Source organism: uncultured Sphaerochaeta sp. (genome assembly GCF_963676625.2).
Lineage (GTDB): Bacteria > Spirochaetota > Spirochaetia > Sphaerochaetales > Sphaerochaetaceae > Sphaerochaeta.
This window is the reverse complement of the sequence record NZ_CAXXYB010000008.1, coordinates 485,396-511,659: the sequence shown is the minus strand read 5'-3', so window position 1 is coordinate 511,659 and position 26,264 is coordinate 485,396. Positions and strand designations below refer to the sequence as shown.

Below are 26,264 nucleotides of genomic sequence, written 5' to 3'. Positions count from 1 at the left end.
CATAGACAAATATTTCCAACAAAATTTTCGGTAGAGTTGGGCCTGAAAACTGCCGATTCTTATGCTTGGCGGCAAATTGGTAAATAAAAAAGCTTGCATTTTTGCATTTAGCAAGATATAAGATATATAATGCAATTTGCAATTTCACTTGTTCTGTGGATAAAAAAGGAGCATTTATAATGAATCAGTCAAGCAGTATTTCCAAGAAAACAACAGTGTATTACATTTGGGCAGCAATTTCGCTAGCCTTCATGTTCCTGTTCAGAATGGTTGTGCCACCTTTTGCTGGTATTAATGAAGTCGGTATTGGAATGCTAGGGGTATTTTTCGGCGTTCTTATCGCTACAATTACTACGGGCGAAATATTCTGGCCTGCCGTAATGGGCCTCTTCGCAATGATCTTGTGTGGATTTGCTTCTGCGGGAGACCTTCTCAAGCTATGGTTCGGCAATACGACCATCCAGCAGATCATCTGGGTGATGGCCTTGACTGGTGCCTTGACTGAGTCTGGAGCTGTCAATGTCTTTGCAAGAAAGATCTTGCGTATAAAATTATTGCAGGGACATCCAATGCGTCTCACCATGACCATTTTTTTTGCGGTTCTGGTTTGCTCGGCGCTGGTAAGCAGTCCGACTGCCATGCTTCTTCTCTGGTACCCCATCTTGGACGGTCTCTGTGAAAACTGCAAGATTGAAAAAGACAGTGATCTCAAGAGACAATTGCTCCTTGGCGTTTATATTTCAGCAATGGGTGCATATATTCTTCCCTTCAAGGGCGTCCACCTTTCATCCATCGCTATCATAAGCAGCATCATGGAAGGCAGTGGGCTTGAATTCAACAGTGGCCTCTATCTCTTTGGCGCCACGCTCGTTGTCGTTCTTTTCGTTCTTGGCTATGGCTTCTTCATGCGCTTTGTCTGGAAGACTGACCTTACGCCCCTCGAGAAGTTCCGTTTCGCGGATCTCAACATCAAAGATGAAGACATGAAGATGACTCCTAAACAGAAAATCCTTTTTGGCTTCATGTTCTTTGGTATCCTCTTTCTCATTGCAAGTCTGGTTCTTCCCAAAGGATCCGCCTTCACTGCTTTCTATAATAAAGTCGGAACTACTTGGGTATGGATTGTTCTCTTTACAATTCTTTGCATGATGAGGGACAGAGAGGGCAAGCCTTTCATCAACGGCGTCAAACTTCTCCAGACCAAGACCATGTGGGGAATCGTTGCGGTAGCTGGTTGTTTCACAATCTGTGGTGGTGCCATTGCATCCGATGCCTATGGCATCAAGGTTGCCATCTCCAACCTGCTTACCCCAATTCTGGGAAATGCGAATTGGCCAATCATGGTTATTTTTTGCGTGGTTATTTCGACATTCTTCACGAACTTCACCAACGGTATGCCGGTAAGCTTTACGATCAACGCCATCTGCATTCCTCTTGCATGCAAGATGCAGCTTGCTTCTGGGGGTAACTTTGCAACCGTTCTCGGAATTGCAACCATCCTTTCCGGACTCTGCGCATTCCTCACTAACGGTTCAATTGCATATGCACCTCTTCTGCTCGGTCGTGAAGAGATGACATCCAAGTTTATTTTCACCAAGGGTGTGATGACCAACATTATCTTTATCGTAATATGCAGTCTGGTTTGTATTTTTCTTGGCTACATTGGATAATTTTTAAAAGGAACGAATAATGGCAACTACGATTATTGAAAAAGAACAAGAAACTCCGATTTATGACGAATGCGACATACTTGTCATCGGTGGCGGCGCGGCAGGACACTCCGCTGCCGTTGCTGCTGCCAGGGCCGGCTCGAAAAGTGTAATACTCCTTGAACGTTACGGGTATATGGGCGGCGATGTCACGGGCGGTTACGTCATAATGGTTCCTGACCTCAGTTGGTATGGAAAATCTTTCGTTCGCGGCCTCCAGGAGGAATGGTTCACAAGACTTGGAAAAATTCCCGGAGCTGCCCTTGGACCTTCCCTCGACCAAATAGGTAGCACTGATCCTCTCCTCCTCAACGCTTTCCGTGCCTACCATGACTGCGTAAGCGCCAATTTCGGGGGATCCAAGCCTTCCTGCTTGGTCAGGTCGATTTACTTTGAACCCAACCAATTGAAGATCGAGATGGATAAAATGCTTCTCGAACTCAAAGATCAGATCAAGGTTTGTTGCCATACACTCGGTGTCAAACCGATTATGGAGGGTAATGCAGTCAAAGGCGTAATTTTCGAAAGTAAGGAAGGCCGAAAGGCAATCCTTGCGAAAACCGTCATTGACGCAACAGGGGATGGAGATATCTTCAAACAGACCGGAGCACCTTACGCTACCTTGGCGGACGGGGAGACACGATCCAGTACCACAGCGCTTGTTTGGAGAATCGGTGGAGTCGATTGGAACAACTTCTATGAATGGAAGAGTGCCCATCCCCAGGAAGCTACAATCCTCAGAACAACCCTCGACAAGGTTGCAGGTTTCAAATCCGTTCCACTTCCAGGTCCCACGAATGATGTCTGTTGGGTCAATAACTGGCATGCCGGAAGAGATTGCAGTGTCATAGAAGACCAGACTGCTACCGAGATGAATACCCGCAACACCATGAGAGAAGTGGTGGAATATCTCCGCTTGACTGTTCCGACTGCTTTCAAGAACGCTTTCATTTACGATATCGCTCCCCAGCTCGGTTGCCGTTGCAGCACGCGTCTTGTTGGCGAATATGTTATGACCGGCAATGATTTTGCTTTTGCACATCACTTTGATGACGTCATCGCCTGGCATTCTACAATTTGCCAGCTTAACGATTGCGGTCCTTTGGAAATTCCGTTCCGAGCTTTGTTGCCTCAGAAGGTCGAGAATCTTGTTTGTCCCGGACGCCATCTGTCTGCAGACAACATTGCCATCGACTGGCTCAACCTCATTCCACAATGTGTTGGAACAGGTCAGGCAGCAGGTGTAGCCGCAGCTGTTGCTGCAGCTGATGGCGTAAGCATCAGGAATGTCAACATTCAAAAGGTCCAGGATATTCTCGTGGATCAGGATGTTCCTCTTCCAAGGAATGCCAAATTCGAAGCAAAGGATCCTTCTTACAAAGAATGCGTGGAAGAACATCAATATGGTCTTTACACAGATTTGGCAAAGCATATAAGCGAAGAAGTTGAGGCGAATGGAACCCTGTCTGCAGAAGAATTCAAGAATTGTACTTGCTGGAAGCCTAATTCTGAAAAGATGGGTAATGGTAAACGGCAATAAAGGGAATCCTCCGTCTGTCGGTGTAAATGAGTACAAAGAAGACGAGAAGAGGAAACCTGAAAGAAAAGAAAATCTGTCCGAGGAGTTTTATTCCCGACTCCTCGGGCTTCCTTCTTGTAAAATTTATGGGATCTGCGACAACTGCGGGAAGTGTGATCACTGAACTTTACTACTGGTGCCATGGAATGTATCAAAACCATGAACAATGGAAAAACGACACCTCAAGAAGGTGTCGACCTTCTTTTATAAAAATGATTTCTCCTTTTCTTTCGAAAAACTTTTTGAAGAGAATACGAGGTCATGAAAAGGCCACCAATGATGGCGTAGGACTAATTTGTCAGGAAATTCTGTTTGGCAAATGGATGGAAGATAGAACAAGATGAAGATAGCAGGCGAAGTTTTTTCCTGCCTGGTAGGTCTTGCCAGCAAAAAAAGGAATAAACTATCAATTTTATCTTGCAAGATATAAGATATAAGATATAAAATAAGAATAAGGGAGAACCAAATTGAAACAACTTTTAACTGGAAACGAAGCCGTCGCCCGAGGGGCTTGGGAAGCTGGTGTCCTTTATGCTTCCGGATACCCTGGAACTCCGAGTACGGAAATTCTTGAGAACTTGATAAAATACAGTGGTGTCTATTCAGAATGGGCTCCAAACGAGAAAGTTGCGCTTGAAAGCGTCATCGGAGCATCCTTTGCCGGAGCTCGGTCCTTGGCCACCATGAAGCATGTCGGTCTCAATGTTGCAGCTGACCCACTTTTCACGTTGGCATATACCGGAGTCAACGGCGGATTGGTAATAATCTCTGCAGACGATCCTGGTCTCCACTCCTCACAAGACGAACAGGACAACAGGCACTATGCGCGTTCCGCCCGAGTTGCGATGCTTGAACCTTCCGATTCCCAGGAAGCGAAAGATTTCATGAAAACTGCATTTGCACTCTCAGAGAAATATGACATGCCCATTCTTTACAGAATGACAACCAGAGTCTGCCACTCAAAGAGTATCGTCGATATTTCGGAAGGAAGAACCGAAGTGCCTCTTGTACCCTACGAGAAAAAAGATAAATTCAATCCCGTTCCCGAGATTTCCAAAAAACTGCATTCCAAGGTTGAAAGAAATATCAAGGCACTCGAGGAATACTCGAATTCCACAGAACTCAATTATATCGAATGGGGTTCGAAGAAAACAGGCATCATCGCCGCAGGAGCTGCTTTCCAATATGCAAAGGAAGTTTTTGGCGACAATGCCTCCTATCTGAAACTCGGTTTTACCTATCCTCTTCCAATGGAAAAAATCAAGGCATTTGCAAAAGAAGTTGATGAGCTCATTGTGGTGGAAGAACTCGATCCCGTAATGGAAATCGAAATCAAGGCCGCAGGCATCAAATGTACGGGAAAAGACAAAATTCCTCGAGAGGGAGAACTCAATCCTGATATTCTCAGGGAAGCCTTGCTCTCCACCAAACACCAAACAATCGATGTCTCTGACATTCAGACCGCCAAACGACCTCCCGTTCTTTGTGCAGGCTGTCCTCATCGTGGTTTCTTTCAGGAACTCGGAAAATTGAAAGACATCATCACTGTTTCGGACATTGGTTGCTATGGTCTTGCTCCGAAGGACATCGCAATCTGCATGGGTGGTGGATTCTCTGTTGCGCATGGTGCCCAGAAAGTATTTTCTCTTTCGGGAAGCTCAAAGCGCTGCGTGGGAATTATGGGAGACTCCACGTTCTTCCACTCTGGAATGACATCCATGCTCGAAGCCGTTTACAATAATTCGAGTGTTTTGCTCGTCGTTCTCGACAACAGAATCACCGGAATGACCGGCCACCAGCAGAACCCTGGTTCGGGTTTCAACCTTAAAGAGGAACCGACTAATCTCACCAACATCGCAGAAGTCGCAAAGGCTCTCGGGGTCAAGCACATACGGGTAATCAATCCGCTCGATCTCAAGGAAGTCCGCGAAACTTTGCAATGGGGGTTGTCGTTCACAGATCCTGCAGTGATCATTACCCGCTATCCGTGTGCCTTGAAAAAATACAGTGCCGATGACAAATCAGAATTTGGAACGCTTCATTCCGTCTGCCGCGTCGATGTGGACAAATGCATCGGTTGCAAAGCTTGTGTCAAAACGGGGTGTCCTGCCATTCTCTTCGATCCGAGTACCAAAAAAGCTTCGATTGATACTGCGCAATGCACAGGATGTACCGTTTGTGCCCAGGTTTGTCCGAAGAACGCTATCGTCAAGGAGGAGAGATAACATGGAAGAAATAAAAAACATTCTGCTCTGCGGGGTAGGCGGTCAAGGGACAATTCTTGCCAGTAAAATACTTGCCTATGCTCTTGTTGATGCAGGGTTTGATGTAAAAATGAGCGAAATTCATGGAATGAGCCAGAGAGGCGGAAGCGTATTCACCCAAGTTCGTTATGGACAGAAAGTGTATTCCCCGATCATCGGCCAGGGAAGCGCTGATATTCTTGTGTCTTTCGAAGCGATGGAAGCGTTGCGTTATGTGTCGAATCTTGCAAAAGACGGGCATATAGTGGTCAACGACTACCGCATCCAGACGGCAACAACTGCCTCTGGAAAAGAAAGCTATCCTGAAAACATCATGGAGACTCTCAAGAAAAAAGCGAATACGTATGTCCTTGACGCCGCTGCTATCGCAACGAAAGTCGGAACGGCGAAAAGCATGAACGTGGTTCTTCTCGGAGCTCTGGCTAAACTGATGAAACTTGAAGACTTGAATTGGGATGCTGCTATTGCAGCCTGTGTGAAACCCCAATTTATCGATATTAACCGCGAGGCTTTCAAAGCCGGAATGAATGCGGTAAGCTGAGGGAAAAGATGGAATACCGTTCATTTGAAGAGTTGATTCAAAAAACAAAAGATTGCAGATCTTCCTGCCGACTGGTTCTTGCCGCAGCTGCGGACAAGCACTCTCTCGAAGCTGTTTTCCGGGCTCAGGATCAAGGCCTTGTTTCTCCTGTATTGGTGGGAGACAAGGTTCAGATTGATGCGATCCTTGCCGAATTGCGAAGAGTAGTTCCCTTTGAGGACATATATGATGTCCCGGATCTCGCAGAGAGTTGCAAAAAAGCTGTCTCTCTTGTAAAAGAAAATAAAGCTGACTTCCTTATGAAAGGCAAGGTCGATACAAAGATTTTCCTTAAGGCAGTCGTGGATAAGGAAAACGGGCTTTCAAAGGGAGAGGTCATGTCGCATTTCTCCATTTTTGAAGTCCCTGCTTATCACAAGTTGCTCGTGCCGGTTGACGGAGGCATGGTTCCCTATCCGACGCTTGAGCAAAAGAAGGCGATAATCGAGAACACCGTTGGCGTACTCCGTCGCTTCGGGTATGACTGCCCGAAAGTAGGCGTAGTAACTTGTGTGGAGAAAGTCAATCCGAAGATGATCGAAACCGTCGAGGCCGCTGCACTTGCCGAAATGAACAGAAACGGCGAGATTTCCGGTTGCTTGGTCGATGGTCCTATTTCCTTTGACTGTGCCGTAAACAAAGAGATTGCAGCTTGCAAAGGGTATACAAGTGAAATCGCCGGAGATGTCGATGTGCTTCTTGCCCCGAATATCCATGTCGGAAACATCATGGGGAAAATGCTCACTTGCTTTGCAGGAGCGAAAATGGCAGGATTCGTTGCCGGCGCTTCCTGTCCTGTAATCATGACGTCAAGAGGCTCCGGAGCCGATGAGAAGTATTATTCCATCGCGCTTGCCGCCGCTGCTTCAGAGGATAATCGCTGATGGAACGTATTCTTGTAATCAACCCTGGCTCAACTTCGACAAAACTTGCGATTTTCGATGGAGAAAACGAAGTTTGGAAAGAAAGTCTCAGCCATTCCCTGGAAGATCTTCTGAAGTATAAATCAATCTATGACCAGATTGATTTGCGTCTGAACCTTGTCTACAAGGCCATGGAAGAGCATGGAGAGGACCTTGGCAAACTTACCGCCATTGCCTCTCGCGGCGGTCCCATCGCACCGGTTAAAAGCGGTGCCTACGAAATAAACGATGAAATGATTCACGTTGCCTTCGACCATCCCCAGGATCCCCATGTTTCCATTCTCGGAGCAATCATTGCGGACAGAATCGTGAAAGAGCTCGGAATCAAGGCTTATATCTACGACGCGGTATCTGTTGACGAGATGTATTCGCTTTGCACAATCACTGGCTTGCCTGGAATAAGACGACGTGGGCAGGGTCACAATCTCAACATGCGAGCTGCGGCTCTAAAATGTTGCGCGGATGAAGGCCTTGATTATGGTAAATCCACATTGATAGTCTCTCACCTCGGTGGCGGGATTTCTGTTTCGCTCCATGTCGACGGCAGGATTGCCGATATCATTCCTGACGAGGATGGTTGCTTTGCGCCCGACAGGGCCGGAAATATTCCACAGACGCAACTGGTTGAACTTTGCTATAGTGGCAAATATACCCAGAAAGAGATGATTTCGCTTCTGAAGCGTTCAGGTGGTCTCGTTGCCTGGCTCGGTACCAACGATACCAGGGACGTAGAGAAAATGATTGCTGGTGGAGATGAAAAAGCCAAGTTGATTTACGAAGCGATGGCTTTTGTAGTTGCCGAAAATATCGGTCGCGAGGCTCCTATCTGTTTCGGCAAGGTCGACCGTATCGTCCTCACCGGTGGAATTGCCTATTCCGAATACTTTACCAGGATGATTGCTGAAAGAGTCAGTTGGATTGCCCCCGTTACTATAATTCCCGGCGAGAACGAAATGCAGGCTTTGGCAAATGGTGTTCTTCGTGTCTTGCGTGGCATTGAAACAGCCCATATTTTTCATGAAAAAGCAACGGATTGATAGTAAGCCTACTATTCCTTGCTAGTCTTGTTTTGAAAAAAGAAAGCCATCATGTAAGTCGAAAGACCGAAGTGGTGGCTTCTTTCTTGTTTGCTTTATTTTTCTTTCTAGTTGCAGAAGAATCCGATGGCAAGTATTGCAAAGCCTGTTACCAGGAATAGTTTGTCAGAAATCGTGAAAAACAATTTTTTGGTTTGTTGGCAATACTGCTCATACGTTTTTTGGAACAAGGGCTTGAGTACCTTTTTATCTTCATATCTGGCATTGAAATATAAAAGCATGCACTGCACCAAACATATGAGCAAGCCATAGATGGAACGGGTAGGGATAAACAGACTCACATATAAGAGAATGAAAGTTGCGTACATCGGATGCCGCACGCTTTCATATTTTCCCTCGGTCAGAAGTCTTGTCGGATTTGTTGCTCCCTTCTCCCTGGCCTGATGGTTTTCCTTGGTTATCTGTGCCAGGGCTATCATCCCACGGGTAAACAATACCAATCCATAGAGGAACAGCACGATATCAAAAGAACCGAGACGTATCTGATGTTGGTCGTACAGAAATATTTTTGGAGTAAAAAGAAGCCAATTGGGAATGGTATTGCCGAGCATATTCAGCAAGAGAAAGAAAATCGGATAGAGCACGAGACTTTCCAGAACCTTCAAAATTTTCATATTCTTTTTTGAACCCCTTGGGTTTGTATTTTCTTTTTCGGGAACATCCTGTTGCCCAGGCTGCTCATGAAAGCATAAAAAAGGTTTCTCGGCATTCTCTCGGTACAGGCTATCAACATTCTGATACTCTTTTTAGGTATGCAAATAACTCTATGTTTTCGCAATGCATCAAAGGATGCTCTCACAATCTCGTCAGGCATGGACCACTTGACCATCCCATGGTTTTTCTGGCGTTTCTTTGTCATTCCCATTTTTTCATGGAAATCGGTTTTGGTCAAACCGGGACACAGTACCTGTACCTGTAGGTTGGTATCCTTCAATTCCAAATGCAGGGTTTCACTAAACGTCTTGAGGAAGGCCTTGGAACTGGCATACACCGCATTGCGAGGGAGCAGTAAGTAGGCTCCATCCGAGGCTACATTGATGATTGTTCCTGTATCGTTTGCCAATATAGATGGCAACACGGCACGGATCAGGCGCAGGGGAACCAGGTCATGCACAATGATCATTTTTTCTACCAGGTCAGGGTTTGCTTCTGCAAAGAGTGAATTGACGCCAAATCCTGCAGCGTTTACCAAAACTTCAATATCGGTACGTACCAGAAGTGTGCTGACAAAGGCCTCTAGTTGGATTTTGTCGCTTAACTCGATTACGATCATCTCCACTTTCTTGCGATATGTATCGGAAATATTCTGGGCAACCTTTTCAAGCACCTCCACTCTTCTTCCCGTGATAATGAGGTTGTAGCCTTTCTTTGCATACTCTTTGGCAAACTCTGCCCCGATACCGCTGGTGCCACCCGTAATAAGGGCCGTTTTGTCTGTTTCTGCAGAAAATTCACTACCAAAAATCATAAGGTAGACTCCACTGTATCAAGACCGAGCAGATTAAGAAGGAACTCTCTGATTCGCTCAATTTTTTCTTTTCCTGCAAGGTCCGGATGCAAGAGTATTCCCAGTTGTCCGTAGATGCAGAAACTGGCAGTTGCTTCAAGGTCTGAAATGGCTATTTCTCCCTGATCTGAGGCCTTTTTCAATTGTTTTTTTATTACGGGAAACAATTTTTGGCAGATTTTCATTGAAACCAAGTCATGCATTGCTTTTCCTGAGGCCTGGTGACAGATTTTATAATAATAGGTATCGGGATTTTCGGTATCCAGGAAAGTAGGGGTCCCGTATAGTTTTTGCCGCAGGGTCTTGTCCTGTTCTGAGAGTGCAGAAATCATAGGTTTTGCCTGCATTTCGGCATAGTATTCCAGTACCGACGAAAACAGTTCTTCCTTGGATGAGAAATACCGATAACACAGTCCCTGGGAGACCCCAATCTTTTTAGCAATATCACTGATGGAGGTTTTGTCATACCCCTGTGTGTAGAAGAGTTCTGCCGAAGTGTCGAGGATCTCTTGTTTGCGGTCCTCTGGTTTCTTTGTTATGCGAATCATGGTTTTTTCCTCGTTTGATACGACTATACAGAGATCTGTTTTTCATGTCAATGAATAATATTCATTCATTAATGGAATTGTTATTTATCCATCAAAATTATCAACCTCTGAGTATCGGTACATTCCTTTCCCTTTTTCCTTGGGAGGAGATGAGAGAAAGGGTGCCGGATCTCTTAGGCTTCTTTGGAAGGGAAGAAGAACTGCAACGATTTTTCCAAAGCCTGGTTGAAGAAATTCCAGTTATGGAAGCCCTCTGCTTCTTCGAACGTACAAGGATAGTCCATTTTGTGGAGGTCGTTGCAAAATCGTCGATTGTCCGTCATTAGGTAATCCTCCGTTCCGCACGTTATATAGAGAGAAGGGGCTTTTCCTGCTTGCAATGCTTTTTGTGCAAGTTCCAAGATCTCGAATTCTGGTTTCCATCTGTATTCCGGACCAAAGATTGCCTGGAAGTCCAGGACCAACTGTTTCCCGAACAATTGAACATCCTGTTCGTGTGTGTTCTTTCTCATGGCCTCAAGTCCTTCCCTGAGAAATAGGCATGCTGAGGAAAAAGCAGCACAGCCTCCATAGCAGGAAGGATTTGACAAGGCCAGTTTCAAGGCTCCATAGCCCCCCATGGAAGCCCCTATGACAAAGGTATCCTCGCGTTTTGCGCTTATGTTGAATACATTTTTCACTACCTGCGGCAGTTCCTCTGCGCAATAGGAAAAATACTTCTGTCCATACTTCATATCGGAATAAAAACTTCTGCCAACTTCGCTCATGACGAATATTGCGTCATATTGCTCGGCGAATACAGGTAGCAGGGTATAATTGATCCAGTCGGTATTATTGCCGCAGAGTCCATGCAAGAGATATATCACGGGATGTCTTTCTGAGATAAGCGCCTTATTGGGTAAATATATTGAAAGTCCTGTTTCCATTTCAAGCTGGGTTGAAAAAAAAGAACCACGTAGAATCATTTTCAAGTACCTCTGGATACATATTCTAGGTACAGGGAAGCGGTAGGTCAAGGCAAGGATTTCCTTGCCTCGACCCATTCCTTCAAGAATTGCAGGCTTTTGAAAATACTCTTTTCTTTACTACCTCATCAATGCAAAAAGGAGTTTCCTGATACACAAAATAGTTCAGCCAGTTGCTGAACAAGAGATTGGCATGGGATCTCCAGGTGACGGAAGGGGCTTGGGAACTGTCATTATCAGGGTAATAGTTATAGGGAATTGATGGTTCTTTTCCTGCTTCCAGATCTCGGTGGTATTCACTGTCGAGGGTCAGATCATCATATTCACTATGCCCGGTTACAAAGACTTTCCTGCCATCCTTGCTGGTGGCCAGATACAAGCCGGCTTTCTCGGACACACTGAGTATTTCCAGATTCTCAACAGCTGTCACTTCCTGTACAAAGAGCGTTGTGTGCCTGCTGTGGGGGGCCAGAAAGGTGTCATCAAAGCCCCTGACCAATTTGTTGTTTGGCTGAAGTACTTTGTGGGAGAAGATTCCGAAGATTTTCTTGTCCACTGCATGTTTTTCGATACCGTAATAGTGATGGAGAGCTGCCTGGGCTCCCCAGCAGATAAAGAGGGAAGCATACACATTATCTTCTGCCCAATCGAGGATTTGGGTGAGTTCCTCCCAATATTGGACCTCCTCGAATTCCTTGGTTTCCACCGGGGCCCCTGTGATGATCAAACCATCGAATTGTTGAGACCGTACCTCTTCGAAGGTCTGGTAGAAGGTTTGCAGGTAGGAAAGCTCAGTATGCTGGGGGTGATAGCTGGCGGTGCAGAGAAAGGTCGGTTCTATCTGCAAGGGAGTATTTCCCAGAAGCCTGAGAAGCTGGGTTTCCGTCGTGGTCTTTGTAGGCATGAGGTTCAGTATGGCTATTTTTAATGGCCTGATATCCTGGGAGATTGCCCGTTCGCTGGTCATGACGAATATATTCTCATCGGTCAAGGTTTGGGCGGCCGGTAGGCTACCCTGAATTTTTACTGGCATGGAAAACACTCCTTTAAATTGCCTCGAAAGCTTGTTCGAGGTCGAAAAGGATGTCCTGGATATGCTCGATGCCAATGGAGAGCCTGATGGTATTGGCTTGTATATCCTGTTCCTCCAGCTCCTGTTTGCTTAGCTGTGCATGTGTGGTGCTTGCAGGGTGGATGACTAGGGACTTTGCATCGGCGACATTGGCCAAGAGTGAGAATATCTTCAGGTGGTCGATGAATGCTTTGGCTTCTTTTTCCCCACCTTTTACGTTAAAGGTAAAGATTGAGATTCCTCCCTGGGGAAAATACTGGGTATACAGTTGATGATACCGATTTTCCGGCAAACAGGGGTGCCGTACCAATTCCACCTTTGGATGGTTTTCCAGATAGTTCACTACTTCCAAGGCATTCTGGACATGGCGTTCAACTCGGAGCGAAAGAGTTTCCAGTCCTTGGAGAAACAAGAAGGCATGCAAGGGTGCAAGGGTAGCCCCGGTATCTCGCAGAAGAATTGCCCGGGCCTTGGTTATCCACGCCGCCGGACCCGCTGCCTCGGTAAAACAGATACCATGGTAACTGGGGTTGGGTTTTGTGAGGGACTCGAATTTGCCGCTAGCTTTCCAATCAAATTTTCCGCTATCGATGATTACGCCCCCAATGGCGGTTCCATGCCCCCCAATGAATTTGGTGGCTGAATGAACTACGATGTCAGCACCATATTCAATGGGTCTGACAAGGTAGGGGGTGGCAAACGTATTGTCGACTACCAGGGGAATCTTATGTTTATGGGCGATCTTTGCGACAGCTTCTATATCGGCCAGGGTTGCGTTGGGATTTCCTATGGTTTCGAGAAAAAGAGCCTTGGTATTTGGCTGTATTGCCTTCTCGAAGTTTTCACTTTGGTCGGCATCAACGAACGTGGTATGTATTCCATAGTCAGGAAGCGTGTGGGCAAGCAGATTGTATGTTCCTCCGTAGATGGTCTTGGCAGAAACGATATGGTCTCCTGCCTGGGCAAGGTTGAAGAAGGAATAAAATACGGCGGCGGCTCCGGAGGCGACGGCAAGGGCTGCGACACCTCCCTCCAAGGCTGCGATTCGTTGTTCGAATACACCTTGGGTGCTGTTTGTCAGCCTTCCATAGATGTTGCCTGCATCGGAGAGGTTGAATCGAGCCTCGGCATGGGCGCAATCGCGGAATACGTAGGCGGCTGTCTGGTAGATGGGGACGGCTCGTGCATCGGTTGCGCTATCTGGTTGTTCTTGTCCGACATGTATCTGTAAAGTCTCGAAATGCAATGTATTGTTGTTGGTACTCATACTAAAATATCCTTGTTTTTTGATATGGCAGGAACTGTCTGTTCCTTTATGGCTTTGGTTGAAAGAGAATTATTGGTTGCCTGCCATACGGTCCTTTACGGAGCCGCATCTTGGGAATATTGCTTTTTTCATATAACACCTTTTTATCGGAATATACCTCTGGTTTGTCCCAAGGTTTCTATTCACGAAATTGAAAATTTGTTTGCTTGCAAAGGTTGTTGTATGTTATGCGCAGCGGCACATCATACCATCAGATGAATCAGTTGTTGACATTGACATCATGGTGCCGCCTCCCAGGAAAGGATATCCTACCAAAATGGTTGGATTTTTAGCTATTCTATAAAACCACAGACTAATTAGTCAAGGGGAATATCCTTATTTTTTCGAAAACAGAAATAGGATTAAAATAATTAATTACAAATTAAAGAAATAGTTGCTATACAAATATGAGAAGAACGAAGCAATTGACGGAGTGGACTAACAAGTCCTATTTGTAATTTTTTTCAGTCAACTGAAACAACAACATACTTTCTTTTGTTTACCGTTGCGCTTACCTAAAGGTAATAATGGCAAGGCTGTTTTATACACAGTTTTTGCAAGAAAACGGAAGGCTGCGTTATAGATGAAATATGAGGTGCAAAGGGGATGTTTCGGTGAAAGATCATTCAGGCAAAAAACTGAAAAAAGATAAAACGAAAGAGGTCTGATTTTCTTTGTCTTCCTCTGTATTGTTGTCGTAATTAGCAGTTTTATATGCTTTATAAACATATGTCTTCTGTTAGGCCTTTTGAACAAGATGTTTGTATTTCATTTTAGCTTGTTTTTACTACAATGTTTAATAAAATGATATTAATTTAGCACATAAATAGTTTGTTTCAACATGAAAAAGACTTAAAACAGCAAATATGAAGAAGAAATGCAGTTTTTTTAATGTAAGTTTAATGAAGAATTCTCGTCATTTTTGTACACATCTGAAAAACAGTCTATTTCTTTTTTGAAAAGTTGTGACATACTTAATTGGAAAATAGATAAAACGGTACAGATATTTTTCTTTAGGTTATGCCGTTCAACATGAAAGGGAGTGAAAAAGAAATGCAAACAAGAATAAGCAAGGATTCAATTTCTTGCATATCCATATTGTTGATACTGGTCTTAGGATTGTTTCTTACCTCTTGCAGTCAGCCCGATGCCATGGGTTCGGTGTCTCTTTCCTTTGACAATTCCAAATCCATAGAACCGGGCAGCAGTGCCACGGTTAGTTCCATCCGGTTCTATGGGGCAAAAAACGATGGGACTATCCTGCAACCCAAGATTCTCTCTTTGGTGGATGGCCCCAAGGTGGATGGGCTTACTGTCGGGACCTGGACGTTTTCCGTGGAAGGATTGAACAGTGAAGGGGCAACGATAACCGAGGTTGCAACGCAAAGCGGTGTCAATATAAAGTCGGATAAACTGACCCAAATCTTCTTTGTCCTTCGGTATCTAACCATCGGGAATGGAGACTACAGCCTTACGGTGAACTGGCCGGAGGGACTTCCCGAGTTCAAGAAGGTCGAGGCCACAGTAGGAAATGAAACAGTAGAGGGAACTGTTACAGGCAATTCAGTATTGCTGACAGGGACGAAACCAGTAGGAGACTATTTGGTTGGATTGATCTTCACCAACAAATCGGGAACTACAAAAGCGTTTTCCTCCCTGGAGATGGCGAACATCTACAAGAGCCTGGAGTCGAAAGGAACGATCAAGCTGGAGGCAGCAGACTTTCCTCAGGCAGGGAAACCGGTTGTGACGGTAACTGACATAACCGGGGGGAAGCAGGTGACCATTTCCGGTGGTACGAGCGGAGCGGCAATTCTCTACACGACTGACGGGACTGACCCTGTTTTGTCTAGTTCTCTCTATACAAGTGCTATCGAGCTGACCAGTGCAGGGACGAAGACGATCAAGGCGATTGCCTGCAAGGAAGGCATGATTGACTCTTCTGTTGCAAGTACAAGCGTGATAGTTGAACAGGCAGCAATACCTACTTTCAGTCCAAGTAGTGCGACCTTCAGCAGTACCCAGACGGTGACGATGACCAGTACTGCTGGATCGACAATCTACTACACGACCGACGGAACAACGATTCCTACGACCGGCAGTTCCGCCATTACTTCAGGGGGAAGCATAACAGTCAGTGCGACGACTACAATCAAGGCGATGACGGTGAAGAGTGGGATGGTCAATTCGGCGATAGGGGTAGGTGTCTATACCAAGAAAAAAATCTATGCCATAGGGGATACTGGACCAGCGGGAGGATTCATCTTCTATATCAATCCGAATGCTGCGACTCAGGACTGGACGTATCTGGAGGCGGCACCTACGGATAATGGACCGTGGTTATGGGGATCCGCTATAAAAACAGATGTAACAGCAACTGCCATAGGAACGGGGAAGGTGAATACTGCAATTATTGTAGCCAAAATGGGAATTGAAAGTATTGCGGCGAAGGAATGTGCCGACAAGAAGATAACATATAATAACGTGACATATTCTGATTGGTTTCTGCCGTCAAAAGATGAATTGAATCAGATATACATACAAAAACTTAAGTTAGGAAGTTTCTGCTATGGCCACTATTGGAGCTCTTCGGAATATGATATGTACAATTCCTGGGATCAGTTTTTCGGCGATGATGGTAGGCAGAATGCCTATGGTAAGAATGCCAATTATTTTTATGTTCGAGCAATACGGTCTTTCAAATGAGCTGTTTGTTTATTTGAATAGTCGGAGAATGAGGATGAAGAAAGAAACGGAGCTGCATGGAATGGTTCTGTTTCTGTTATGGGTTTGAAGATATGCCAATGTAACAAGGGTTATGAGGAAGTGGGCTATACTCATAGCCTTTCTTTTACAGAAAGCATAGGATCCTCTTGGTTCCTTTTCTGCGGTAATTATTGCTTGTGTTGTATATAAAATACAATGGAAGGCCTGTTTGGGGGCCTTCCATTACCTCATATATTCGAACAAATCGATATACATCCATCCTTATTTGATGGTAAGTTTATACCCATTTGTATTGATTTGAGCTTTATTTCCTTTTATTGAGGATATTGTTGAGTCTCCGGTCAAAGTCCATGTACTAGTACCATCGAGTGTTACGTTGGTTGTTCCCTCATTGGTAATCTGCCCGACAAATGAACTGTTGTTTGTAAGGGAGATATCCAAGGATGAAATTGCATCGCAAGAGATGGTTCCTGCAAGAACTTGGGTTTTTGCAGTCAAGGTACACGTACCGCCATTTGCTCCGCTCTTGCCCCATCCGCGGGGACTATCGTTTCCGCTTACCGTCAAGAGTACTCCATTGGCCAGAGAAAGTTTAACATTTTCCAGGTTGATGCTGCTGGTGGTGTTGGTTACATAGAACAGATCACCAGTCTTTCCTGTCAAGAATCCACCGGTCATGGTGAATGTACTATGGCCGACTTCAGCGTCTCCAGACATGCTTTGGTAGAGTAAAATTGTCTGGACATGTTCGTTTGAGACCATCGAACCGGTAACGTCACAGTTTTCAAGAGTTGCGCTATTCTTTCCCTCGATGACCACAGCCTCAGAGGTTTTTGCATTCAAGATTGCATTCTTTACGGTGATATCTGCAGTGGAATAAATTGCCGGAGAACCCGTTCCTGAAGTCATATAGGTTCCTCCCTCCAGAGAAAGAATTCCGCCTCCACGATCACTTCGAATGGAAGCAGCACTTTGACCTGCAGTGGCAATAGTCAACCCTGACCCTGAGATGGAAGCTCCACCAGCGCAATCAAGCCCTCCGCTATTGTTGGCAGTGGTACTGATCTTCGTGTTCTTGATATCGATATGGGAATCCTTGCCATAGGCAAAAATGGCATTGCCTCCTTGTGCGCTACTGGAAACAGTGCTACCTGAAAGGGAAAGCGTTGAACCGTCACGAACAAGAATTGCAGCGTTCTGGCCATAAAAATCACTATTCTCTGTATTGGAGGTTGCTTCCTTGCTCTTTGTGACAGTTGCATTGGTCATGCTCACCTTTGCTCCGTTTTCAACTAGCAAGGCGTTTTCATCCTGGGTCATGGAGGTATATGTCATATTGGCAAGTGTCTGGTCAGTGGTATAGGTAACCTTGGCAGTTCCGTTGATTTCTGTCTGGGAACTCATGGAAGGCGGAGTCATCATCTTGCCACGCTCGGGAGGTGGCTCCATTGGTTTTATACTGTCAGGTGGTGGTCCCATCGGGGGGGTACCTGTTTGGTTGTTAGGTTGTTTTTGCATTTTGCCTTGGGGTAACTGTTCCGTACTCTTGCATCCAAAAAGTACGAGGGAAAAGCAACAGATCAAGAGAATGAGTGATGAATGTCTACGCATGTTCCTGCCTCCTTGCTTCTAGCATTGCAAGGGGAGAAGTATAGTCAGTGTGGAAGCCTTGAGGAAGGATATCGATTATATGAAGAGTTGATGTTGTGGGTTTTTCATTCCCATGTAAAAATTTTATTTCTGTACAAGGGTAGCCAATGGTCCTGTATCTTATATCAGGGTTGGAGAGGAAAGGATTTTCTCCCTCTTGATCAATCAAGCTCCTTTTTCATACAGATACTGTCCTTGATGTCTTTATAAGGCCCATAACTGGGAATGATCTTGTAGTTGAGCTTGGAGTACAAGGCCATTGCGTTTTTTAGATGCTTTCCTGTTTCCAGTACCGCTGTAGAATAGCCATGTTCTTTCCCTTGCCGCTCAAGTTCTGCAAGGAGCCTCTTGGACAAACCTTTTCCCCTGTACTCCTCTTTTACGAATATACGCTTCAACTCCAAGGTACTTGCATCATATTCCTTGCACGCTCCGCAGGCTGCCGGAATTCCCTCTACCAGGATAAGGACCACCAATAATAGTTTGTCCACTGTATTGTATTGGTTGCATAATTGGTGGGTTTCCTGGTTTGCCGCGTCAAGTTCCGCATCCAATAGGGTTACCAGATGCAGAAAATCGGCGTTTGTCCTATCTGTGATGAGTATTTCAAGTATGTCGTTCATTTGCTATTCCTCTTTTTTCTTATAGCTGGGTAGGGAAAAGGGCTTGAAGACCCATAGGTAAGCGATGCAAAGTATCGAGGCTAGCACTGCCATGGCAACAAAGGCCAATTCAAGCGACCAATGACTGCCGATCAATCCCACTGCAGGGAACATGAGGATCATGAAGAAACTGAATGCCATGCTCTGTATCGAAAGGATGGTGGCTCGTTGTCCACTGGGAATAAGCCGATTCAGATAGGCTCCGATAGCGGCAACCAAGATTCCTCCAATGCATCCGGTAAGAACATAAAAAAATTCACGATACTCGCTAAGGGCTACTCCCCAAAGACAGAGGACCATAAGTAACGGCATGAAGGTCAGTATTCCTTTTTCCCCGATCTTGCGTTCAATCCTTGCGGCAAAGAGTGCTGTCACGCCAGTTACCAGGGCATTGGCAGCAAAGACAAGTCCTATCTGATATTCCGTTTTTCCATTGGCAGTCCAAAAATTTTGCAGATAGAAAAACAAGACAGTAATAAAGCAGAAAAGCGACTCAGAAAAAACAATAAAGAACGTTATTCTTCCCTGTTTTTTCAAAAGGGCCAGACTTTCAAGGTTTTGGGTTTTCAAGGAAGAGGCGATCTTGCAGAACAAGGAAGAAGGCTTGGAAAGATTCGAGGTCTTGATGAACTCCGGTTCCTTGAAAAAGAGAGAACAGACCGTCGCGGTGGCATAGAAAAACATGGTAAGGTAAAAAACCGCGCGATACGAATGCACAGCCAGGTAGCCTCCCACGATAAAGCTTATGATGGAAGCGCTCTCGTAAAACAATTCCTGCTTACCAGCAACTTTGATATAGCTCTCTTGTTTGCCATCCAAAAGCAAGGAGTCATACACCAAGGCATCACCTGCTCCTGATTCCAAATTGTTTCCCAGGGCTGTGAAGATGAAACCAAGGGCTTGCAAGAGAAAACTGGAAGAGAAAAACATGATTGCTACGCTTAATACGGCAACCAGTCTTCCCAGTAGCCTACTTATCTTTCTTCCCCAAAGATCAGCGATGGCTCCGGTCGGGACTTCCATCAAGAAACTTGTAATATGGTAAATTCCTTCCAGTATTCCCAACTCGACCAAAGAAAATCCCCTGAGTGCCAGATAGATCATCCAGATTCCGTGGGTGAGATTCAATGTAGATAATGTAACAAACAGATAATTCAGGCCGATATTGCGGCCATAATGATTCATGGGGAATACTCCTTGCAACCTTGCTGATTGTATCTAAAGCAAGATAAATTTGTCTACCCTTGGTTGAGGGTGTTGGATCTCCCTGTTATCAGCTTGAAGTAATTTTGCTATGGTAACCAATAATCAGGAAATGCGTCTGTTCACTAGGTCTTTTCATGTACCAAAAACCTGCAAAATGGTAAAATGCGCTTCATGTTAAAAATGGTATAAGAGGCAAAAGTATGAATGTAGCCCAATTATTGGTTAAATGCTTGGAAAAAGAAGGCGTAAAATATATTTTCGGTATTCCAGGAGAAGAGGTTCTCGACATCATGGATGCCTTGCAAGAATCCCCCATCCAATTCATTACGGTTCGACATGAACAAGGAGCCGCTTTCATGGCCGATGTCTATGGTCGACTTACCGGGCAGGCAGGAGTTTGCCTTTCGACCTTGGGACCAGGGGCCACGAATCTTGTCACCGGAGTTACCGATGCCAATAGCGACGGTGCTCCGTTGGTTGCCATTACCGGACAGGTCTCGACGGATAAATTGCATCTTACTGCCCACCAGTATCTCGACCTCAATCGTATGTTTGCTCCTATAACCAAAAGAACCAAAGAAGTGTTGAATCCTGAGACAGAGGAAGAAATTGTCCGATTGGCCTTTAAATATGCAGAAAATGAAATGCCAGGGGCTACCCACATCACCATTCCTGTCGATGTTGCAAAAAAGGAAGTGAGTGACGACGATGTTCCTCTTTCCCGGGTTCCCGTTTCGCTTCGCGAGAGTGCAGACAGAACTACCATTTTGGAAGCCTATGACCTTATAAAGAAAGCTAAACGTCCCATCCTGCTTGTAGGAAATGGGGCTATCAGGGCATCAGCCTCAGCGGCCCTTACGAGGTTCGTGCAGACGGTCCATATTCCTGTCATCAATACCATGATGGCAAAAGGTGTTCTCTCCTGTGATGACCCCTACTATTGCTGTACGGTCGGCATCCCGCTCAAGGACTATGGAAACATCATCCTGGAACAGGCAGATACCGTCATCGCCGTAGGCTATGACATCGTGGAATACGACCCACGGAATTGGAATGTGAAACGCAATACTACGATTGTCCATATTGCCTCGATGCCTGCGGATATCAATAAATATTATCAAACGGCCACCCAAGTCGTAGGCTATATTCCCGAATCGCTGGATGAGCTTACCTACTTGCTGGGAAGAGGCGATGTGAAGGACAGCATCTGGGCGTTGAAAATAAAGGATGCCGCAACTGAGGATGAAGCTTGTTACAAGGAAGATACTTCCTTTCCGATGAAACCCCAGAAAATATTGATGGATGCCAGAAAAGTCATGGGAGAAGAGGATATCCTTATATCTGACGTAGGAGCCCATAAGATGTGGGTAGCCCGTGAGTATCCTTGTTTCCGTCCGAATACCTGTCTCATTTCCAATGGATTTGCTTCCATGGGATTTGCCCTGCCCGGTGCCATTGCCGCAAAGCTTATCTACCCAAAACGCAAGGTGCTTGTCGTAACCGGGGACGGTGGCCTGTTGATGAACATCCAGGAATTGGAGACGGCTGTCCGCATCCATACCCCAATCGTCGTACTCATTTTTCATGATTCCAGCTATGGATTGATCAAGTGGAAACAGATGGATCATTTTGGGCGCAGTTGTTATGTTGATTTCACAAATCCTGATTTCGTCCTGCTTGCCGAAAGTTTCCATGCCAAGGGGTACAGGGTCACCAAATCGGAGGATCTGGTTCCGATATTACAGGATGCCTTTACCCAGGATGTTCCTTGCCTGATTGACTGTCCTGTGGATTATGCGGAAAACCTGAAGCTGTCGGCTCATTTGAAAGACGTGTATGAGACATACCATGCCGGCGAATTGAAGGGGTGCAAGTAATATCATACTTTCGACCTGTTGGACAATATTCCTGACAAAAGGGAAGAATATGAGTATCTTTATGGTAGGAGGCAACTTGTATGAAATTAGTATTGCTACGGCATGGTGAAAGTGCCTGGAATCTGGAGAATCGATTTACTGGTTGGACTGACGTAGAACTTTCCGATACCGGAAGAAAGGAAGCTCAGGATGCCGGTACTGTTCTCAGGCAGGAAGGCTATGATTTCGATCGATGCTATACTTCCTATCTAAAAAGAGCTATTCACACCCTCAATTTTGCTTTGGAGGAGATGGATCGGGATTGGTTGCCTGTCATCAAGAGTTGGAAGCTCAATGAACGCCATTACGGGGCCTTGCAAGGATTGAATAAAGCCGAAACCGCTGCAAAATATGGAGAGGAGCAGGTTCATATCTGGAGACGTTCCTTTGATATCCAGCCACCTAGCTTGCAACCGGAGGACGAAAGGAATCCTGCCTTACAAGCACAATACAGAAATATCTTGAAAGAAGAATTACCCCTGACAGAAAGTCTCAAGGATACCATTGCCCGTACTATTCCGTATTTTGAACAAGAGATCAAACCACGGATGGCAGCGGGAGAACGGATTCTCATTGCCGCCCATGGCAATTCCCTGCGTGCCTTGGTCATGTATTTCGAGCATCTGACAGAAGATGAGATTACCCAGGTAAATATTCCCACCGGTATTCCTCTTGTCTATGAGTTTTCAGAGAATTTTTCTGTTATCCATAAGCAATATCTTGGAGACCCTTCTCAAATAGAAGCAAAGATTTCAAAGGTAAGCAACCAGGGAAAAGCAAAGCATTGAGATAAAAAGGATTTTATCCATTGCCAAGACTATCGAATACATAAAGAAATAAGAGCGATGCAGTTTTGCTTGCAAGATTGTATTGCTCTTGTTTTCTTTGTCCAGGGAAGTTCTTATTTTCTTACTTTTTCCAAAATTCTCTATACATTACAGCTATTTTGTAACATATGTTACAGTGTTGCGTTTGATATATCCTTTTTTTAAAAACCATTCCCTAATATTTTTATGGGTTTCTATGAAAAAGAACAAAAAATCAACAATGTACTTGGAGGTGTCAAATGGCCGTTGCTAACAAAACGAAACGTGAATTTCCCAATGTGTATGTTATCCTGTTCGTGATTTGTATTTTTGCCGCATTGCTTACCTGGATTATTCCTGCTGGTTCTTTCGACCGAGTCGTAAAGAACGGGGTCAGTAGTGTTGTCCCAGGCTCCTTCCATTTCATTGAACGCCATCAACAAGGGTTGTGGGCAATCTTTATGGCAATCGTTGCAGGATTCAAGGCCCAGGCAAGTCTCATTGTCATGGTGTTGTTTGTAGGCTCTGCGGTGTATTACCTGCAAGAAACCAAATCCTTGGACACTGCCTTTAGGCAATTGGCCAATTCGGTCAAAGGTCATGAAGAGATCGCAATTTTCTTCATCATGCTGATTATGTCCATAGGAGGGGCCACCGGAGTATTCGGAAACGTAACCCTTGTACTCATTCCCATCGGGGTAGCGTTGTCCTTGGCCATGGGATTTGATCCGGCCTTGGGTTTTGCCATGATTTTCTTTGGTTCTTTCTCGGGCTTCAATGTGGGATGGGCAAACTTCGCAACCATCGGCATAGCCCAGACTATTGCAGATATTCCCTTGTTCTCAGGTATAGGCGTTCGTCTGTTGCTCAATGTCTGCAATTTTTTGCTCAGTTACTTTTTTGTTTGGATCTATTTCAAGAAAATAAAGAGAGACCCGAAGAATAGCCTGAACTATCAAGAAGGTATGGAACGTTCAGAGTATATGGGAAGTGGTAGCGAGCAGACTATCGGAACAAGCAAATTATCCAAGGCCCAGACTTTTTCCTTGTTGGCCTCTGCCCTCGGTATCGTCTGTGTCGTCATCGGTGCCTTGAAGTTCTCTTGGAAAGCTGACCAGATTTCGGCAACCTTTCTTGTGGTCATCCTGATTATTGGCCTTTTGAATAGGTCCAATCTCAATGGCATTGTCTCAATGTTCCTCAAGGGCTGCCAATCAGTTATTCCCGCTGCCTTTATCATTGGCTTTGCCAATGCAATTTCTCTGTTGATGAAGAATGGGCTGATTCTCGATACCATAGTGTATTACCTTTCCATTCCCATCAATCATTTTGGACCGGTTTTAGGTGCTAACTTCATGGTTATTGCCAATGTTCTTATCAACTTCTTCATCTCCTCCGGTTCAGGACAAGCAACGGCTGTTATGCCGATTATGATACCCATTGCTGACTTGACGGGCATTACCAGACAAGTTGCCGTCCAAGCTTTCCAATTTGGTGATGGTTTCACCAACTGCATTCTGCCTACCGTAGGGTCCTTGATGGGTGGTCTTGGTTTTGCAAAACTTGAGTATGGTAAATACTTGAAATGGGTATGGCCTTTGATTGCAATCCAACTTCTGATGGCACTGGTGGTTATCACCATTTTGCAGAGTGTAGGCTGGACAGGAGTGGCACTATGAGGACTCGACTTCAGTCCCAGGTAGAATCCATCGTTCCTGGTATCCTTGATTTGAGGCATACCATCCATGAACATCCAGAATTGGGTTTGCAGGAATATGAAACCTGCAAACTCCTCGAAACCTATGTGCGTGAGCATGTCGTATATGAGAGAATGCACCGGGTGGGAGAGACTGGCTTATTCATCGAGATAAAGGGAACTAAACCCGGAAAAGGTAAAATACTCATTATTCGGGGTGATATCGATGCGCTTCCGATCACCGAGGATGACAAAGCATCCCATTGCTCAAAAAATCCAGGGGTCATGCATGCTTGTGGCCATGATGTCCATGGAAGCTGTGTCGTTGGAACTGCCAGGATACTGAGTGATCTGCGTGATACTTTTTCGGGAAGTGCGTATATATTCGTGCAACCTGCAGAAGAAATTCTTGCTGGAGCAAAACTATTTCTCAATGATCCTTCCATTGACTTTTCCAAGGTTGACGGGGCTTTTGCACTCCATTGTTCACCGGAATTCGAGGCAGGGAAGATTGGCACTAAATATGGTGGCATACTTGCCTCAAGCGATGAACTGGATATTGTAGTGAATGGAAAAGGTGGGCATGGGGCACATCCAAATACCGTTATCGATCCCATTGTAGTAGCAAGTGCAATTGTACAGAACTTGCAGACGATAGTATCGAGGGAGACCGAGCCCTCTGATAGTGTTGTTGTTTCCTTGTGTTCCATCCATGGTGGGAATGCTTTCAATATTGTTCCTTCAGAGGTTGTGCTCAAGGGAACCGTACGGACAATAAATCCTGCCAGCAGGAATTCGGTGGAAGATTCCATCAAGCGAATAGTGCAGTCTACTGCAGAAGCTTACCGTGCCACGGCAACAGTTACCTATACGCGGGGAGTTCCTCCTATGGTCAATTCCACTGCCTGGGTCGACAGGGTTTTCCAAGTTGGTGAAACCTTGTTGGGAAAGGACAATGTTGTTCATCTTGATGCTCCTTCCATGGGAGGCGAGGATTTCGCCTTTGTTATAGAGAGGGTGGGCGGTGTTTTCATTCGTTTGGGAGCCAGGACTCCTGGTGGTCCATACGGATCAATTCACTCTTCGGGGTTCTATTGCGATGACCGTGCAATTCCCACTGCCTTGACAGTAGCCAGTGGTCTTGCCCTGGATTTCTTGGGAGCTAGGGAATAACCCAAGTCCATCAAGATTCTTTTCATAGACCTCTGTTTCCTGGAAAGCTTGGAAACGGAGGTCTTTGTTTTTAATTGCATGTTTTCAATGTTTCGGATATTGTACTTTTAGGTAGGGCATGCATATGCAACATTTCTTGAATTCAAGTTTCACCATTCCTGCTGAACGGAATGAACAATTGGAAACACTGCTTAAACCCCATTGTCGTATATTTCCGTATCCTGCAAAAACCAAGTTTCTGGAATATGGCGATACTATGGACGGGGTGTATTATGTCTTTCAGGGAAGAACAAAACATTACATCCTAGCCGAGGACGGGGCAGAAAAAATTCTGTACTGCCTGAGTGCAGGTTGGTTTTTTGGGGAAACCCCGCTTACCCTGCATGAATGTACCGGCTTGATATCCGAAACAATGGAACCTTCCATACTCTGGAAAATCCCATATTCGGTTTACGATCGACTTTTTGATGAAAATAAGCTGTTTCGTACTGCAATCATGAATTGCATGTCGAGAAAGATGCTCATTATGCGTCATGAAATCGAAAATCAGGTTTTCAATCCTTGTAAGCAAAGGATTCTTCAGTTGCTTTGCTCCACTGTGGATGAATCTTCCCTGGAAGAGGGTAAGTGGTATAATCTCACGACCCATTATACTCAATATGAAATCAGTACCATCATCGGAAGCGCACGGGTGACTACAAGCAAGCTTATCAACGAATTATGCAACGAAGGGGTCATCCGCATATTGAATCGCAAGTTGCAAGTATCCAAGACCGTATATGAGGAAATCTCCGACCAGATGGATTTTTTGTAAGAAAATATCATATTGGTACTATCCTACACTGTGCATTCCTGCATAGCAATTTTATATCTGAACA

The 26,264-nt window shown here is 45.2% G+C and carries 21 protein-coding genes; 12 read left to right on the top strand and 9 right to left on the bottom strand.

Annotated elements, in window-relative coordinates; translation table 11 throughout:
* Nucleotides 1–179: 179 nt before the first annotated feature.
* The 6 genes from ACHZBG_RS13000 (at nucleotide 180) to buk (ending at nucleotide 8,092) form a co-directional block, all read left to right on the top strand.
* A complete protein-coding gene (locus tag ACHZBG_RS13000) occupies nucleotides 180–1,670 on the top strand; it encodes a hypothetical protein (protein WP_320129891.1) in 1,491 nt (496 codons plus the stop codon).
* 19 nt (nucleotides 1,671–1,689) lie between these two features.
* Complete coding sequence (locus ACHZBG_RS12995; RefSeq protein ID WP_320129890.1) at nucleotides 1,690–3,249, top strand: FAD-dependent oxidoreductase; 1,560 nt, start codon at nucleotides 1,690–1,692, stop codon at nucleotides 3,247–3,249.
* A gap of 506 nt (nucleotides 3,250–3,755) precedes the next feature.
* On the top strand, nucleotides 3,756–5,513 hold the full coding sequence (gene iorA / locus ACHZBG_RS12990) for an indolepyruvate ferredoxin oxidoreductase subunit alpha (RefSeq protein WP_320129889.1): 1,758 nt from the start codon (nucleotides 3,756–3,758) through the stop codon (nucleotides 5,511–5,513).
* A 1-nt stretch (nucleotide 5,514) separates the two neighbouring features.
* Nucleotides 5,515–6,093, top strand: a complete 579-nt coding sequence (locus ACHZBG_RS12985) for an indolepyruvate oxidoreductase subunit beta (RefSeq protein WP_320129888.1) — start codon at nucleotides 5,515–5,517, stop codon at nucleotides 6,091–6,093.
* Between the two features lie 8 nt (nucleotides 6,094–6,101).
* Nucleotides 6,102–7,016 (top strand): phosphate acyltransferase, encoded by a 915-nt coding sequence (locus ACHZBG_RS12980; protein ID WP_320129887.1) that lies wholly within the window; start codon nucleotides 6,102–6,104, stop codon nucleotides 7,014–7,016.
* Entirely contained in the window at nucleotides 7,016–8,092 is a 1,077-nt protein-coding gene (gene buk, locus ACHZBG_RS12975; RefSeq protein ID WP_320129886.1) for a butyrate kinase, read from the top strand. The genes ACHZBG_RS12980 and buk overlap by 1 nt, the downstream gene beginning before the upstream one ends.
* A gap of 107 nt (nucleotides 8,093–8,199) precedes the next feature.
* Here the strand turns inward: buk and ACHZBG_RS12970 are convergent, their stop codons facing one another.
* The 6 genes from ACHZBG_RS12970 to ACHZBG_RS12945 form a co-directional block, all read right to left on the bottom strand.
* The gene (locus ACHZBG_RS12970) at nucleotides 8,200–8,766 is read right to left on the bottom strand and encodes a methyltransferase (protein WP_320129885.1); all 567 of its coding nucleotides are present in this window, start codon (nucleotides 8,764–8,766) and stop codon (nucleotides 8,200–8,202) included.
* Nucleotides 8,763–9,620, bottom strand: a complete 858-nt coding sequence (locus tag ACHZBG_RS12965; RefSeq protein ID WP_320129884.1) for an SDR family NAD(P)-dependent oxidoreductase — start codon at nucleotides 9,618–9,620, stop codon at nucleotides 8,763–8,765. The genes ACHZBG_RS12970 and ACHZBG_RS12965 overlap by 4 nt, the downstream gene beginning before the upstream one ends.
* Nucleotides 9,617–10,207 (bottom strand): TetR/AcrR family transcriptional regulator, encoded by a 591-nt coding sequence (locus ACHZBG_RS12960; RefSeq protein ID WP_320129883.1) that lies wholly within the window; start codon nucleotides 10,205–10,207, stop codon nucleotides 9,617–9,619. Before ACHZBG_RS12960 ends, ACHZBG_RS12965 begins: the two co-directional genes overlap by 4 nt.
* A gap of 173 nt (nucleotides 10,208–10,380) precedes the next feature.
* Nucleotides 10,381–11,172 (bottom strand): alpha/beta hydrolase family protein, encoded by a 792-nt coding sequence (locus ACHZBG_RS12955; protein WP_320129882.1) that lies wholly within the window; start codon nucleotides 11,170–11,172, stop codon nucleotides 10,381–10,383.
* Between the two features lie 82 nt (nucleotides 11,173–11,254).
* Nucleotides 11,255–12,205, bottom strand: a complete 951-nt coding sequence (gene metA, locus ACHZBG_RS12950) for a homoserine O-succinyltransferase (protein WP_320129881.1) — start codon at nucleotides 12,203–12,205, stop codon at nucleotides 11,255–11,257.
* A 13-nt stretch (nucleotides 12,206–12,218) separates the two neighbouring features.
* Complete coding sequence (locus ACHZBG_RS12945) at nucleotides 12,219–13,511, bottom strand: O-acetylhomoserine aminocarboxypropyltransferase/cysteine synthase family protein (protein ID WP_320129880.1); 1,293 nt, start codon at nucleotides 13,509–13,511, stop codon at nucleotides 12,219–12,221.
* 1,092 nt (nucleotides 13,512–14,603) lie between these two features.
* On the opposite strand from ACHZBG_RS12945, the gene ACHZBG_RS12940 reads away from it, so the two are divergent.
* Entirely contained in the window at nucleotides 14,604–16,256 is a 1,653-nt protein-coding gene (locus ACHZBG_RS12940; RefSeq protein WP_320129879.1) for a chitobiase/beta-hexosaminidase C-terminal domain-containing protein, read from the top strand.
* A 282-nt stretch (nucleotides 16,257–16,538) separates the two neighbouring features.
* Here the strand turns inward: ACHZBG_RS12940 and ACHZBG_RS12935 are convergent, their stop codons facing one another.
* The 3 genes from ACHZBG_RS12935 to ACHZBG_RS12925 all read right to left on the bottom strand — a co-directional run bounded on the left by ACHZBG_RS12935 (nucleotide 16,539) and on the right by ACHZBG_RS12925 (nucleotide 19,774).
* The gene (locus ACHZBG_RS12935) at nucleotides 16,539–17,888 is read right to left on the bottom strand and encodes a hypothetical protein (protein WP_320129878.1); all 1,350 of its coding nucleotides are present in this window, start codon (nucleotides 17,886–17,888) and stop codon (nucleotides 16,539–16,541) included.
* A 200-nt stretch (nucleotides 17,889–18,088) separates the two neighbouring features.
* A complete protein-coding gene (locus ACHZBG_RS12930; protein WP_320129877.1) occupies nucleotides 18,089–18,550 on the bottom strand; it encodes a GNAT family N-acetyltransferase in 462 nt (153 codons plus the stop codon).
* Between the two features lie 3 nt (nucleotides 18,551–18,553).
* Nucleotides 18,554–19,774, bottom strand: coding sequence for an MFS transporter (locus ACHZBG_RS12925; protein ID WP_320129876.1), 1,221 nt, complete (start codon nucleotides 19,772–19,774; stop codon nucleotides 18,554–18,556).
* Between the two features lie 221 nt (nucleotides 19,775–19,995).
* Between ACHZBG_RS12925 and ACHZBG_RS12920 the strand changes: the two genes are divergently transcribed.
* From ACHZBG_RS12920 to ACHZBG_RS12900, 5 genes are all read left to right on the top strand, one after another.
* Nucleotides 19,996–21,672 (top strand): acetolactate synthase large subunit, encoded by a 1,677-nt coding sequence (locus ACHZBG_RS12920; RefSeq protein WP_320129875.1) that lies wholly within the window; start codon nucleotides 19,996–19,998, stop codon nucleotides 21,670–21,672.
* 80 nt (nucleotides 21,673–21,752) lie between these two features.
* Nucleotides 21,753–22,499, top strand: coding sequence for a 2,3-diphosphoglycerate-dependent phosphoglycerate mutase (gene gpmA / locus ACHZBG_RS12915; RefSeq protein ID WP_320129874.1), 747 nt, complete (start codon nucleotides 21,753–21,755; stop codon nucleotides 22,497–22,499).
* 278 nt (nucleotides 22,500–22,777) lie between these two features.
* Nucleotides 22,778–24,196 carry a YfcC family protein gene (locus tag ACHZBG_RS12910; protein WP_320129873.1) on the top strand — a complete coding sequence of 473 codons (1,419 nt, stop codon included), beginning with the start codon at nucleotides 22,778–22,780 and terminating at the stop codon, nucleotides 24,194–24,196.
* A complete protein-coding gene (locus ACHZBG_RS12905; RefSeq protein ID WP_320129872.1) occupies nucleotides 24,193–25,386 on the top strand; it encodes a M20 family metallopeptidase in 1,194 nt (397 codons plus the stop codon). Before ACHZBG_RS12910 ends, ACHZBG_RS12905 begins: the two co-directional genes overlap by 4 nt.
* A gap of 124 nt (nucleotides 25,387–25,510) precedes the next feature.
* Nucleotides 25,511–26,200 carry a Crp/Fnr family transcriptional regulator gene (locus ACHZBG_RS12900; RefSeq protein ID WP_320129871.1) on the top strand — a complete coding sequence of 230 codons (690 nt, stop codon included), beginning with the start codon at nucleotides 25,511–25,513 and terminating at the stop codon, nucleotides 26,198–26,200.
* Nucleotides 26,201–26,264: the final 64 nt, after the last annotated feature.